Source organism: Bradyrhizobium sp. TM239 (assembly GCF_036247985.1).
Lineage (GTDB): Bacteria > Pseudomonadota > Alphaproteobacteria > Rhizobiales > Xanthobacteraceae > Bradyrhizobium > Bradyrhizobium ottawaense.
Genome location: NZ_BTIR01000002.1, coordinates 325,080 through 338,249, shown reverse-complemented (window position 1 = coordinate 338,249; position 13,170 = coordinate 325,080). Strand labels below are relative to the sequence as shown.

At 64.9% G+C, this 13,170-nt stretch carries 12 protein-coding genes; 7 read left to right on the top strand and 5 right to left on the bottom strand.

The window, feature by feature from the left end; all coding sequences use genetic code 11:
- Positions 1 to 122: 122 nt before the first annotated feature.
- From AABA84_RS05910 to AABA84_RS05900, 3 genes are read left to right on the top strand one after another with little or no spacing between them, the layout of a single operon-like run.
- The gene (locus AABA84_RS05910; RefSeq protein WP_212251602.1) at positions 123 to 860 is read left to right on the top strand and encodes a competence/damage-inducible protein A; all 738 of its coding nucleotides are present in this window, start codon (positions 123 to 125) and stop codon (positions 858 to 860) included.
- 36 nt (positions 861 to 896) lie between these two features.
- Positions 897 to 1,424 carry a xanthine phosphoribosyltransferase gene (gene gpt / locus AABA84_RS05905; RefSeq protein WP_028141188.1) on the top strand — a complete coding sequence of 176 codons (528 nt, stop codon included), beginning with the start codon at positions 897 to 899 and terminating at the stop codon, positions 1,422 to 1,424.
- A gap of 24 nt (positions 1,425 to 1,448) precedes the next feature.
- Positions 1,449 to 2,111 carry a hypothetical protein gene (locus tag AABA84_RS05900; protein WP_212251600.1) on the top strand — a complete coding sequence of 221 codons (663 nt, stop codon included), beginning with the start codon at positions 1,449 to 1,451 and terminating at the stop codon, positions 2,109 to 2,111.
- A 25-nt stretch (positions 2,112 to 2,136) separates the two neighbouring features.
- On the opposite strand, the gene AABA84_RS05895 is transcribed toward AABA84_RS05900, so the two are convergent.
- Entirely contained in the window at positions 2,137 to 3,159 is a 1,023-nt protein-coding gene (locus tag AABA84_RS05895) for a methionine synthase (protein ID WP_338311601.1), read from the bottom strand.
- Positions 3,160 to 3,289: 130 nt separating this feature from the next.
- Here AABA84_RS05895 and AABA84_RS05890 point away from each other — a divergent pair, with 130 nt between their 5' ends.
- The 4 genes from AABA84_RS05890 to AABA84_RS05875 all read left to right on the top strand — a co-directional run bounded on the left by AABA84_RS05890 (position 3,290) and on the right by AABA84_RS05875 (position 7,891).
- Positions 3,290 to 3,991, top strand: coding sequence for a glutathione S-transferase N-terminal domain-containing protein (locus tag AABA84_RS05890; RefSeq protein WP_212251596.1), 702 nt, complete (start codon positions 3,290 to 3,292; stop codon positions 3,989 to 3,991).
- Between the two features lie 156 nt (positions 3,992 to 4,147).
- Positions 4,148 to 4,756, top strand: a complete 609-nt coding sequence (locus tag AABA84_RS05885) for a 2-hydroxychromene-2-carboxylate isomerase (RefSeq protein ID WP_212251594.1) — start codon at positions 4,148 to 4,150, stop codon at positions 4,754 to 4,756.
- A complete protein-coding gene (locus AABA84_RS05880) occupies positions 4,756 to 5,733 on the top strand; it encodes an NADPH:quinone oxidoreductase family protein (RefSeq protein WP_212251592.1) in 978 nt (325 codons plus the stop codon). Before AABA84_RS05885 ends, AABA84_RS05880 begins: the two co-directional genes overlap by 1 nt.
- A 109-nt stretch (positions 5,734 to 5,842) precedes the next feature.
- Positions 5,843 to 7,891, top strand: coding sequence for a methyl-accepting chemotaxis protein (locus AABA84_RS05875; protein ID WP_338311600.1), 2,049 nt, complete (start codon positions 5,843 to 5,845; stop codon positions 7,889 to 7,891).
- 5 nt (positions 7,892 to 7,896) lie between these two features.
- Here the strand turns inward: AABA84_RS05875 and AABA84_RS05870 are convergent, their stop codons facing one another.
- The 4 genes from AABA84_RS05870 to AABA84_RS05855 form a co-directional block, all read right to left on the bottom strand.
- On the bottom strand, positions 7,897 to 8,787 hold the full coding sequence (locus AABA84_RS05870) for a crotonase/enoyl-CoA hydratase family protein (protein WP_338311599.1): 891 nt from the start codon (positions 8,785 to 8,787) through the stop codon (positions 7,897 to 7,899).
- A gap of 167 nt (positions 8,788 to 8,954) precedes the next feature.
- Positions 8,955 to 10,376, bottom strand: a complete 1,422-nt coding sequence (locus AABA84_RS05865; protein ID WP_338311598.1) for an amidase — start codon at positions 10,374 to 10,376, stop codon at positions 8,955 to 8,957.
- A gap of 2 nt (positions 10,377 to 10,378) precedes the next feature.
- Positions 10,379 to 11,542 (bottom strand): M20 aminoacylase family protein, encoded by a 1,164-nt coding sequence (locus AABA84_RS05860; protein ID WP_338306416.1) that lies wholly within the window; start codon positions 11,540 to 11,542, stop codon positions 10,379 to 10,381.
- Positions 11,543 to 11,555: 13 nt separating this feature from the next.
- A complete protein-coding gene (locus AABA84_RS05855) occupies positions 11,556 to 13,061 on the bottom strand; it encodes a M81 family metallopeptidase (protein WP_338311597.1) in 1,506 nt (501 codons plus the stop codon).
- Between the last annotated feature and the right edge of the window lie 109 nt (positions 13,062 to 13,170).

Below are 13,170 nucleotides of genomic sequence, written 5' to 3'. Positions count from 1 at the left end.
GCGGGCATGGCCGCGAGCATGCCTGAAAAAATGGCTGAGGACTGCTCATTTCGACAGCAAAACCGCGTGACTTCAACGCGTTACCTCGGCAAAGTCGGCGCCACAGGTGAGGGACTTAAGTTATGAGCGAGATCGTCACGGCGGGCATTCTGGTCATTGGGGACGAAATCCTGTCCGGCCGGACCAAGGACAAGAACATCGGCTTCATCGCCGAATACCTGACCAATATCGGCATCGATTTGAAGGAGGTCCGGGTCGTCTCCGACGACGAGCCCGACATCATCGCTGCCTTGGATGCACTGCGGCATCGCTACACCTACGTCTTCACCACCGGCGGCATCGGGCCGACCCATGACGACATCACCGCCGACAGCGTCGCCAAGGCGTTCGGCGTCGGCATCGACCACCACCCGGAGGTGGTCGCCCGTTTCAAGGAGCGCTGGAGCGAGCAGGACCTCAACGAGGCCCGCTTGCGCATGGCCCGCATCCCTGATGGCGCCGAGCTGATCCAGAGCGCAACCATCCTCGCGCCCGGCTTCAAGATCGGCAATGTCATCGTGATGGCCGGCGTGCCCTCGATCATGCAGGCGATGATGGACATCGTCTCGCCCAAGCTGAAATCGGGCGTGCGCATGCTCTCCGAATCGGTCCGCGCCAATGCGCGGGAAGGCGACATCGGCAGCCCCTTGCGCGCGATCGCCGCCGCCCATCCCGACACCATCATCGGCAGCTACCCCTTCATGGACGAAGAGCAGAAGCCGAATACGAACCTCGTGGTCCGCTCGCGCGATGCGGACAAGCTCGCGGCAGCCATGGCCGCGGTGAAGGACATGCTGGCGGGATTGAACATCACTCGTTAGCAGGCATGTTGCCGGCAGGCGAAGCAGGAGACGACAATGGCTGGTGAAGCACCGGAACTGAGTGCACAGGAGCGGGCGGGCAGGGCCTTCCCGGTCTCGTGGGACCAGTTCCATCGCGACTGCCGGGCGCTGACCTGGCGGCTCAACGAGGTCGGCCCGTTCCACGCCGTCATCGCGATCACCCGCGGCGGCCTGGTGCCGGCCGCGATCGTGGCGCGCGAGCTTGGCGTGCGCATCATCGATACGGTCTGCGTCGCCAGCTACGACCACGACAAGCAGGGGGACCTCCAGGTCCTCAAAGGCATTTCGGAACAGGCGATGAAGCTTGGCGGCGGCACTGGCAAGGGGCTATTGATCGTCGACGACCTCGTCGACACCGGCAAGACCGGCAAGCTGGTGCGCGAGATGCTGCCCGACGCGCATTTCGCCACCGTCTATGCCAAGCCGAAGGGCCGCCCGCTGGTCGACACCTTCATCACGGAAGTCTCGCAGGATACCTGGATCTTCTTCCCCTGGGACACCGCGCTGTCCTACCACCCGCCGCTGCGCGACGGCGCGGCGTGACCAAGTGGGAATGGCGAGGGGCGAATGGCGAGTAGTGAATCCCCAATTCGCAATTCCCCATTCGCCACTCGCCCGCTCCAAAACCGCGTCACACCGCTCGGCGACATCATCGCTACCCCGCATCGCGGCCTCTTCACCGGCAATCGCGGCATCATCCATGATCCCGCAACGAAGACGCTGCTGAACAAGCGCTGGTCGTCGCCGGCGTGGATTACATGCCTGTGTGAATTCCGCGGCTGGCGCCGGCCGGTGATGGCGCGGCGGAGCTGGACCGAGCTGTTCTTTCTCGACGAGGCCACCGCCTTTGCCGCCGGTCATCGTCCCTGCTTCTTCTGCCGGCGCGAGGATGCCAACCGCTTCCGCGCGGCGTGGGAGATGGGGAATGGCGCAAGCAAGGTGACTGCGAAGGCGATGGACGCCCAGCTCCACCTGGAGCGCCTGGATCATGGTCGCAAGCGCCTGCACGCGCTGCCGGTGCCGGCGGCAGAATTGCCCGATGGCGCGATGGTGCAGCAGGGCGAGGAGAGCTTTCTGGTGGTGCAGGGCAGGGCGCTGCAGTGGTCGCCAGCGGGCTATGCCCGCGCCGAGCACGAGCTGGACAGCCCAATGCTGCTGACGCCCCCGTCCACACTGCATGCGCTGCGAGCCGGTTATCAACCGGCACTGCATCCGACGGCTCTGGATTAGCAGAGCGGCCCGCGGATCCCAGCCATCACCCCAGCTTCTCCCGCGCCAGCGCGGCGCCTGCGCCGAGCGCCATCAGCTTGGCTTCGGCGATCTCGCGCCGCATCGGTGCCATGCCGCAATTGGTGGTGGCGATGATGTTGCTCTTGGGCACGAATTTCGACACCGCGTCGATCACCTTCACGACATCCTCCGCGGTCTCCACCGTGTCGCTCGCAACGTCGATCACGCCGGCCTGCACGATCTTGTTCTTGAGCAGCGCCAGCAAATCGAGCGGCACTTTCGAATTGCGGCATTCGATCGCGACCTGCTGGATCGGGCTGGCGTCGATCGCCGGAAAGATCTGCTCATACTGCCGCCATTGCGCGCCGAGCGTCTCCTTCCAGTCGGTATTGGCCTTGATGCCGTAGCCGTAGCAGATGTGCACGGCGGTGGCGCAGGTCAGGCCTTGCGCGGCGCGCTCCAGCGCCTTGATGCCCCAATCGTTGACCTCGTCCATGTAGACGTTGAAGGCGGGTTCGTCGAACTGCACGAGATCGACGCCGTCGGCCTGCAGCGCCCGGGCTTCCTCGTTGAGCAGCTCGGCGAAGGCAAACGCCATCTTGACGCGATCGCCATAGTAGCGATCGGCAATGGTGTCGATGATGGTCATCGGGCCGGGCAGGGTGAACTTCAGCTTCCTCTTCGTGTGCGTGCGCGCCACGCGCGCCTCGAAGGCGTGCACGCGATCCTTGAGGCGGAGCGGCGCCACCACCTGCGGCACCATCGCCTTGTAGCGGTCCTTGCGGATGCCCATCTCGACCTTGTGCGCGAAGTCGATGCCTTCGATCTTCTCCAGAAAACCGTGCACGAAATGCTGGCGGGCCTGCTCGCCCTCGGTGAGGATGTCGATTCCGGCGTCCTCCTGGATCTTCAGCCAGATCAGTGTCGCGTCGCGCTTGGCGCGGAGCAACTCGTCGCCCTGCGACTTCCAGGGCGCCCAGAGCATGTTGGGTTCGGCAAGCCATTCCGGCTTCGGCAGGGAGCCGGCGATCGTGGTTGGAAACAGCATGGCGGCCCTCCGGCAGGTTGTGTTGCGCCCCTTCCTGCCATGTCCTAACGTCAAGGTACAGAACAACAAAAGTCGTTATTTTAGCGGGCGGCATCGACAGGGAAGGCCAAAGGATGCCGAGGGAAAGGTCATGATCGACCTCTATTACGCGCCGACGCCGAACGGCTGGAAGATCTCGATCATGCTGGAGGAGCTCGGGCTTCCCTATACCGTGAAGCCCGTCAACATCCGCGCCGGCGAGCAGTTCAGCCCCGAGTTTCTGGCGATCTCCCCGAACAACCGCATCCCTGCGATCGTCGATCACGCCCCCGCCGACGGCGGCGGGCCGTTCTCGGTGTTCGAGACCGGCGCAATTCTGATTTATCTCGCGGAAAAGACCGGTCGTTTCTTGCCCGCTGACTTGCGCGGCCGCTCCGCCACCATCCAGTGGGTGATGTGGCAGATGGCCGGCCTTGGGCCGATGCTCGGCCAGCACGGGCATTTTGCGCTCTATGCGGCGGAGAAGATCCCCTATGCGATCGAGCGCTACCGCGACGAGGCCGCCCGGCTCTACGGCGTGCTCGACCGGCAGCTGGAGAAGACCGGCGCCTATGTCGCCGGCGGTTATTCCATCGCCGACATCGCCTGCTTCCCCTGGACCATGACCCACAAGGCGCAGGGCTTTACGCTCGATGACTTCCCGAACGTCAAACGCTGGTATGCCGAGGTCCGCGCAAGGCCGCAGGTGCAGGCGGGGCTTGCGATCGGAAAATTCGTCAAAGAGCCCTTTGACGAGGAATCACGCAAGATCATGTTCGGCCAAAGGGCTAAGGAAGTGTTGGGAAGGAAGTGACGGCACGCCGTCATTCCGGGGCGCGACCAAGTCGCGAGCTATGGTGCGCAATTGCGCACCCGAGAATCCATCGGGCCGCAGAGCCAGGAGCGAAGTGGATTCCGGGCTTCCGCCCAAGAGGGCGCGCCCCGGAATGACGAGAGCAAAGGAAACGCTATGATCGAATTCTTCTTCGACTGCTCCAGCCCCTGGACCTATCTCGCCTTCCACAACATCCAGCCGCTCGCCAGGGAGCTGGGCGCCGAGATCGTCTGGCGGCCGATCCTGGTCGGCGGCATCTTCAACACGGTCAATCCGAGCGTCTACGCCCAGCGCGAGACGCCGGTGCCCCTGAAGGCGCGCTATATGAAGAAGGACCTTCAGGACTGGGCGCGCTCCGCAGGCCTCGCGATCAAGATGCCACCGACCGTGTTCCCGGTGAACAGCGTCAAGGCGATGCGCGGCTGCGTCTGGTTGGCCGCGGACATGGTGCCGTTCGCGACCGCATTGTTCGAGGCTTATTGGGGGGACGACAAGGACATCTCGCAGGACGCGGTGCTGGCGGAGATCTGCAAGAAGGTCGGCGTCGACGAGGCAAAATTCTTCGCGGGCATTTCGGAGCAGGGGATCAAGGATCAGCTCAAGGCGAATACGGAGGAGGTCGTTGCCCGCGGCGGCTTCGGCTCGCCGACGATCTTCGTGAACAAGACCGACATGTATTTCGGCAACGACCGCCTGCCGCTGATCCGCGAGGCGCTCAAGCGCAGCAAGGCGAGCGCGGCCTGATGGTGCGCGCCGTCGTCTGCCGCGCGCTCGGCACGCCCGAAACATTGCGGCTGGAAGAGTTTCCGCCGCACGCCCTGAGGCCGGGCGAGGTACGGGTCGCAATCCGGGCCGCCGGCCTGAATTTCCCTGATGTGTTGATGGCCGCCGGCCAATATCAGCTCAAGCCGGAGTTGCCGTTCACGCCCGGCATGGAAGCGGCCGGCGATGTGACCGAAGTCGGTGCGGAGGCGGGGGGCGTTGCCGTTGGCGACAAGGTCATCGTGAAGATGCGGCACGGCGCATTCACCGACGAAGCCATCGTGACGCCGTCGCAGCTCACCCCGATGCCGTCGACGTTCGACTACGCCGAGGCTGCGACTTATCTTGCCGGTCATGGCACGGCCTATCACGCACTGATCGATCGCGGCCGGATTGAGCCGGGGGAGGTGCTGCTTGTGCATGGCGCCGGCGGCGGCACGGGATTGGCCGCCGTCGAGATCGGCAAGATGCTGGGCGCGACCGTGATCGCGACAGCGTCCAGCGACGAGAAGCTTGCCATCGCCAAGGCGCGCGGCGCCGATCATCTCATCCGCTATGACCGCGAGCCATTTCGCGACGCCGTCAAGCGCGTCACCGATGGTCGCGGCGCGGATGTCGTGTTCGATCCCGTCGGCGGTCAGGTTTTTGAAGATTCGATGCGCTGCATCGCCTGGGGCGCGCGACTGCTGGTGATCGGCTTCACCGGCGGCATCGGCTCGGCCAGGACCAACCTCCTGCTGATCAAGGGCGCCAGCGTGCTCGGCGTGCGCGCCGGCGAAGCGGTACGAAAGAACCCTGCGCTCGGGCAGGTGCGCCTGAAGGCGCTGCTGCAATGGGCAGAGGAGGGCAAGCTGCGCCCCAACGTCTCACACCGTCTGCCGCTGCAAGATTATGCGAAGGCAATGCGGCTCTTGATCGACCGCAAGGCAATCGGGCGTGTGGCGCTGGTGATGGACTGATCGACGGTGCCGCACTGGTGAGCAGTTACCGCCTATCTTTTTCTCACTCGTATAAGGAGTTTTCTTTACCAGTCTGATCCTATCACGAGTACGAAAATCGCGAACTCGAATGATGTTCAGGAATATAAGAATAATTCATCGCATCGCTCTGGCGGCACTGCTGCCTCTTGCGACGCTCGCTGCGCTCGCCCTGTACGATATTTCCGCCAAATGGACCGTGCGTTCGGAAATGGGGGACATGCAGCCGGTCGTGGATGGGGTCGGCAAGTTGAGCAGCCTGGTCCACGAGCTCCAGCGCGAACGCGGACTGTCCCTGACCTTTCTGAGCAGCAAGGGCGCACAATTGGGGGCCGAGCTCCAGCAGCAGCGTGGCCGCACCGACGCGGGACGAGCAACAGCACTTGGTGCACTGGCGGATCTTGCGCGAGAAGGCAGCGGCCGGCTCAGCTCTGCAAGCCAGGCGGCAGCTGAGAGCCTTGGGCGTCTGGATTCGCTGCGCGAACAGATCGATCGGCAGACGATTGCTCCGGCCGCCGCGGCGGGTGCCCTGACGGACATCGTGGGCCGCTTGATCACGGTGACATCAGGAATTTCCAAGCTTGCAACGGACGACGAGATCTCGCGGGCGATTGCCGCGCATGCCAACCTGGTGGAAGCCAAGGAACGTGCCGGACTGGAACGTGCGACCGTCGCCGGCGCGATCGCTGCCGGACGTTTCGAGCCACAGGCCTATGTCAGGGCGATCGGCCTCGCGGCCGCGCAGGACAGCTTTCTTGCCTCCTTCCGCGCGGTCGCTTCGTCCCGGGCGAAGGATCTGTTCAGCTCGGAATTGTCGGGGCCCGCGATCGACAAGTTCGAGGGCATGCGCAAGGTGGTTGAGCGGGGCGGGCTCGCGGGCGAGTTTGGTTCGCTCGACAGCAAGTCCTGGTTCGAGGCTGCGACGGTTCGAATCGATCTGCTGAAGAAGATCGAGGACGGGCTCGTGACGGAGCTTACCGGCCTGATGGCGAAGAAGAAGTCCGAAGCCACTCTGAGCCTCGGTCTCGTCACCGCGCTGTCTCTGCTCGCCCTGCTGACCAGCATGGTGACCGCGGCGATCATGGCGCGCGGCATCACCATGCCGATCGGTCAGCTCGCCGGCACCATGGCGCATCTTGCCGACGGCAAGCTCGACCAGCAGGTCGACGGGACCGACCGTACGGACGAGATCGGAGCGATGGCGTGTGCGGTCCAGTTCTTCAAGGACAGCCTGGTCCGGAGTGTCGAGTTGAACGCGAGAGAACGCGAGGCGGCTGCGCAACGGGCCGCTCGCGCGACGCGCATCGACGAGCTCTCCGATCGCTTTGACATCGACGTCGCAGAGGTGATCGAGACCGTCATATCCGCATCGTCCCAGCTGGAGGCGACCGCGGCCAGGATGAGCCGGTCCGCCGGTCAGACCAGCGACGAGGCGGCGAGTGTGGCAGGCGTGACCGAGGTTGCGTCGGCGAACATGCAGACCGTCGCTGCGGCGACCGAGGAATTGTCCAGTTCAGTCGCCGAGATAGGACGCCGCGCGACACAGTCGGCGCAGGTCGCCGAGAAGGCCGTCGCCGAAGGCCGGCGTACCAACGAAACCGTACAGGGTCTCTCGTCGGCGACGGAAACGGTCGGCGACGTGCTCAAGCTGATCAACGAGATCGCGAGACAGACGAATCTCCTGGCGTTGAACGCGGCGATCGAGGCGGCGCGCGCGGGACAGGCGGGCAGGGGATTTGCCGTCGTGGCGGGCGAGGTGAAGAGCCTTGCGGAGCAGACGTCGAAGGCGACCGACGATATTCGCGATCAGATCGCCGCCATCCAGACGACCTCCGGACAGGCCGTGAGCGCGATCCACGGCATCACGGCGACGATCGAGGAGATCAACGAAATCACCTCGTCGATCGCCGCAGCGGTGGTTCAGCAGGATGCTGCCACGCGGGAAATCGCCCGCAATGTTCAGGAGGCCGCGCGGGGGACCGGCGAAATCTCACAGAGCATCCAGGGTGTCAAAGTCGGTTCGAGCGAGTCCAGTGCCGCGGCAGGCGAAGTCTTCGACGCCTCCGAGGAACTGACGCGTCAGTCGGAAAACATGCGTCAGTTCGTCGAGACCTTCATCCGCGCCGTCAAGGCGGCGTAGCTTCGCTATTTGTAATCCCGTTCCGTCCACCATGGGAAATAGTCCGGCATATCGCTGGACACCTTGTTCTTGAACTGAGCGGGGCGCTTTTCCAGGAACGACACCACGCCTTCCTTGACGTCGTCTGAACGGCCGCGGGCGTAGATGCCGCGGCTGTCGACCTTGTGGGCCTCCATCGGATCGTCGGCGCCCATCATGCGCCACATCATCTGGCGGATCAGCGCGACCGACACCGGTGCGGTCTTCGCCGCGAATTCCTTGGCGAGCGCGCGGGCGGTCGGCAGGAGATCGTCGGGGGCAACGACCTTGCTGACGAGACGACCCGCGAGCGCTTCCTGGGCCGGGAACACGCGGCCCGAATAGCACCATTCCAGCGCCTGCGAGATGCCGACGATGCGCGGCAGGAACCAGCTCGAGGCCGCTTCCGGCACGATGCCGCGCTGAGAGAACACGAAGCCGAAACGCGCGGCGTCGGAGGCGATGCGGATGTCCATCGCGAGCTGCATGGTGACGCCGATGCCGACCGCGGGACCGTTCACGGCGGCAATGACGGGCTTGAGGCACTTGAAGATGCGCAAGGTCACCTGGCCGCCGCCGTCGCGCACCTGCGGATCGCTGTAATCGACCTTGCCGTCGGCCAAGCGTTTGACGGGTCCGCGCCGCGCGTCGCGGTCGAAGGTATCTGCACCGGAGGAAAGATCCGCGCCCGCGCAAAAACCGCGGCCGGCGCCGGTGACGATGATGGCGCGGACGTTGTCGTCCTTGTCGGCGGCGTCGAACGCGTCGATCAGCTCTCCTTGCATCTGCGCGTTGAAGGCGTTGAGCTTGTCGGGCCGGTTCAGCGTGATGGTGAGGATCTGCTCGGCGACCTCGTATTTGATCGTCTCATACGCCATGGGTGGTTTCCTTCCCTGTCTTGAATTCTGTCTCGAAGAGACGAGATGCATGGCCGCCGGCGTCCGTCTTGCGCGGACTGGGCATGTGGTGGCCTGCACGAGAACGTGGATGGCCGGGACGTAGGCGAGCGAAAGCGACGCCGTCCTTCGCCCGGCCATGACGAAACCTACTTGGTCGGTGGGCTCGGCCAGGGCCGCTGCTGGCCGCGCAGGCCCTCAAAAGCCTTGGCCATGCCGAGCACGCCGATGTCGTCGAAGCGGCGGCCGACGATCTGCACGCCGATGGGAAAGCCCTTGGCGTCGAAGCCGCCGTTGATTGAGACCGCGGGGTTCTCCGACATATTCCACGGCACGGTATAGGCGATATGCTCGAACGGCCTCATGGGGTCGTTGGTCGGCGAGGCCCACTCCGCCGGATAATTCACGTTCGGCGCGGTTGGCGAGATCACGTAATCGAGCTCGCAGAACAGCTTCGACGCCGCTGCGCGGATCGCCATGGTCTGGTTGAAGCCGCGGATGACATCGACACCCGAGAGCTTCGCGCCGGACTCGCCCCATTTGAAGATATAGGGCAGCACCTTCGCCTGTTCGGCCGGCGACAGCTTCGCCAGATCATCCCACATCCGCGCGCGCCAGAAATTGTCGAGGCCGTCGAGCATCTCGCGGGTCAAAATGCCGCCGACCTCGGTGACGACGGCGCCAGCAGATTCGAACGCCTTTGCGGCTTTCACGGCAACGTCGCGGATGGACCTTTCTGCTGGCAGGCCGACGCCGGCATCAAGCATCAAGCCGATGCGCAGCTTGCGCGGAGATTTTTCCAGCCCCTTCCAGTTGAGCGGCTCGGCGGGCAGGCTCATGCCGTCGCGCCGGTCGGGCTTTGCGATCACGCTCATCATCAGCGCGCAATCGTCGACCGTGCGGGTCATCGGGCCGGCGACGCGGCCGACATAGGTCGGGTCGATCGGCACGCGGCCAAAACTCGGCTTCAATCCGACGAGGCCGCACCAGCCCGCGGGCAGGCGGACCGAGCCGCCGATATCGGTGCCGAGATGTAGCGGACCGTAGCCGGCCGCGGCCGCCGCGCCTGCGCCCGCGCTGGACCCGCCGGGATTCTTGGAGAGGTCCCAGGGGTTACGCGCGAGTGCGTGGAAACTGGAGAGCCCGGACGACAGCATGCCGTAATCGGGCATGGTGGTCTTGGCGAAGATGACCGCGCCGGCCTCGCGCAGCCGCGCGGCGGGCGGGGCGTCCTTCTCGGCCGGCACGAGCTTGACGCTGGCAGCGCCCAGCGGCACCGGCACGCCTTTGGTCGCGATGTTGTCTTTCACGGTGACCGGCACGCCGTCTAGCGCGCCGGATGGTTCGCCGCCGGTCCAGCGCGCCGTCGAGGCCTTTGCGGCCTCGCGCGCGCCGTCGGGATCGAACGCGTAGAGCGCCTTCAGATGCGGCTCCCACGCAGCGACATGCGTGAGCAAATCCTCCAGCACCTCGCCCGGCGAGAATTGCTTGGCGCGATAGCCCGCGATCAGATCGACCGCGGACAGATCGTGCAGCGAGGTGACCGCCTCTTCGACGCTCTTTTTATGCATCGCTAGCCCACCGGCATGCGCGTTTCGATGATCCGGGCGAACATGCTGGCGCCGATCGGCAGGATCTTGTCGTCGAGCACGAAGCCGGGATTGTGCACGGGCACCGAACCGTCATGGCCGACCCAGAAATAGGCGCCGGGAATGGTCTCCAGCATGTCGGCGAAATCCTCGCTGCCCATCTTCGGCTGGGCGCGCGTGATCACGTTGGAGGGGTCGACGATGGTGCGCGCAACGTCCTCGACCACCTTGGACTGCTCGACCTGGTTGACCAGCACGCCGAAGGTGTCGCGGATGTCGACGTCGATCACGCAACTATAGGCGCTTGCGATGCCGGCGCAGATCGTGCGGATGCGTTCGCTGATCAGGGTGCGAACTTCCTTCGAGAAGGTGCGGATGGTGCCGCAAAGATGCGCGTCGCCGGGAATGACGTTATAGGCGGAGCCCGCGTGGATCTGGGTGATCGACACCACCGCGGCCTGCAGCGGCTCGACGTTGCGGCTGACGATGGTCTGGATCGCCTGCGCCAGCGTGGTTGCGATGATCACCGCGTCCTTGGAGCGCTCAGGCATCGCGCCATGCGCGCCATAGCCGGTGATGCGCAGGTCGAAGAAGTCGGCGCTGGCCATCGCCGGGCCCGGCAGGATCGCGATCTCGCCGTGGTTGAGGTCGGGCGCGTTGTGCAGGCCATAGAGCTCGTCGCACGGAAACTTCTCGAACAGGCCGTCCTTGATCATCGCGCGGGCGCCGCCGAGGCCTTCCTCGGCCGGCTGGAAGATCAGATGGACGGTGCCGTCGAAGTTTCTGGTCTCGGCGAGATAGCGCGCGGTGCCGAGCAGCATCGTGGTGTGGCCGTCATGGCCGCAGCCGTGGAAGCGGCCGGGGATTTTCGAGCTCCACTTCAGATTGGTATTCTCTTCCATCGGCAGCGCGTCCATGTCGGCACGCAGCCCGATGCGCTTGCTGCCCGAACCCTTGCCCTTGATGACGCCGATCACGCCGGTGCCGCCGAGACCGCGATGCACCTCGATGCCCCAGCTCTTCAGCTTGTCGGCGACGATGCCGGAGGTGCGCACTTCCTCGAAGCCGATCTCGGGATGGGCGTGGAGGTCGCGCCTGATAGCGGTGAGTTCGTCGGCATAGCCGTCGATGCGGTCGATGGTGGGCATGTGTTCTGTCCGGTTAGCGTGAGGAGGGTGTGAAAGCGGGGCCGTTCGGCTTGATGCGGATGCCCGGCCGCAGGCGCGTCCAGGGCAGGGTGGCGGTGTCGGCCGGCATCGCGCCGGGCGCGGCGCAGATCATCAGCTTCTCCGCGATCGGCTCGAAATCGGCGCGGAAATGCACCGAGCTCTTGTTGACCAGAATCTTCTGTTCGGTCGGCTCGATGCCGACATAGCGGTACATCGCCTGGTCGGCGAGCTGCGCCTTGTGCGAGGAGACGACGACGCGGACGTCGCCGATGCGCAAGGCTGCGGAGGGGCCCATCTCCATCTCGCGGCCGCCATAGTAAGGGCCGGGTGCGATGAAGCGGCCGTCGGAGAGCTTTTCGACGACAAAGGTCTCGCGATAGGGCTCGTCGCCGGGGATGCCGGATTTGCCGCCGAGCGACAGCGTCACGGTGGCACCGACGCCGGCGTCATGCGCGGCCTTGGCCGAGACGGGATCGTAGATCGCGCCAGTCGCGGCGCTCGCTCTGTTGCGCACCAGCGCGCGCAGCATGCCTGTGGTGTCGGAATCGCCGCCGGCGCCGGGATTGTCCTGGGTGTCGGCAATGATGATCGGCTTGCTCGCGCTCTTCGAAAGTTCCATGGCGTGGCGCACGCCGTCGTCGGGCGACCAGATCTTGCCGTCGAAATCGTCCTCGTGGCTTTCGATCAGCTTCACGATCGCATCGGCCGCGCGATCAGCGTCCGCTTGCGTCTTGCCATAGGCGAACACGCTGGGGCCGCAATCGCGGAAATCGGCGGCGGGAAAGCCCGGCGCGAAAGACAGCGTCGGAACCGCATCGCCCTCCAGCGCGGCGAGCTGTTCGTAGATGCCTTTGGTCGGCTGGTCGTTGGTGCATTGCCAGCTGATCGGGATCAGGAACGGCAATTGCCGGAACGCCTTTGCGAAGCGCTGCTTGGACTTCAGCAGCAGTGCGAGATGCCTTGCAGAGGCGCGGCCGGTTTCAGCCATGTCGACATGCGGATAGGTGCGGTAGGCGATCAGCGCGTCCGCATGTTCCATCATCTCGGGCGTGACGTTGGCGTGCAAATCGAGGCTGGTGACCAGCGGAACGTCCTTGCCGATGACGCGGCGCACGCGCGCCAGGATCTCGCCTTCGCCGTCGTCGAGATGCTCGGTCACCATGGCGCCGTGCAGGTCGAGATAGACCGCATCGAGCGGGCCGGCGGCTGCGATGCCGTCGACCATCACCTTCACGATACGCTCGAAGGCGTCCCTGGTGACATGCGCGGAGGGGCTCGCACCGCAGGCGACCGTCGGAACGAGTTCCCAGCCATTGGCCTCTGCGCTGTCGACGAAGCCGGCAAGGCCGACATTGATGCGCCGCATCACCTTGAGAACGTCGGCGCCTTCAGTCATCGCCGGCCAGCCGCCGCCATGCTGGAAGTCGGCGAAGGTCGCCTTGGTGGGAGCGAAGGTGTTGGTCTCGTGCAGGAAGCCGCCGACGGCGATGCGTGTCATTAATTCTGGTCCAGCGTTGGAAAAGTGCGCGACGTTAGCCTTGGCCCAGAGGCGAGGGCAAGGCAGGAAGCAATCGCGCCGCGCATGGCCTCAAGCTGTTTTGGGAATG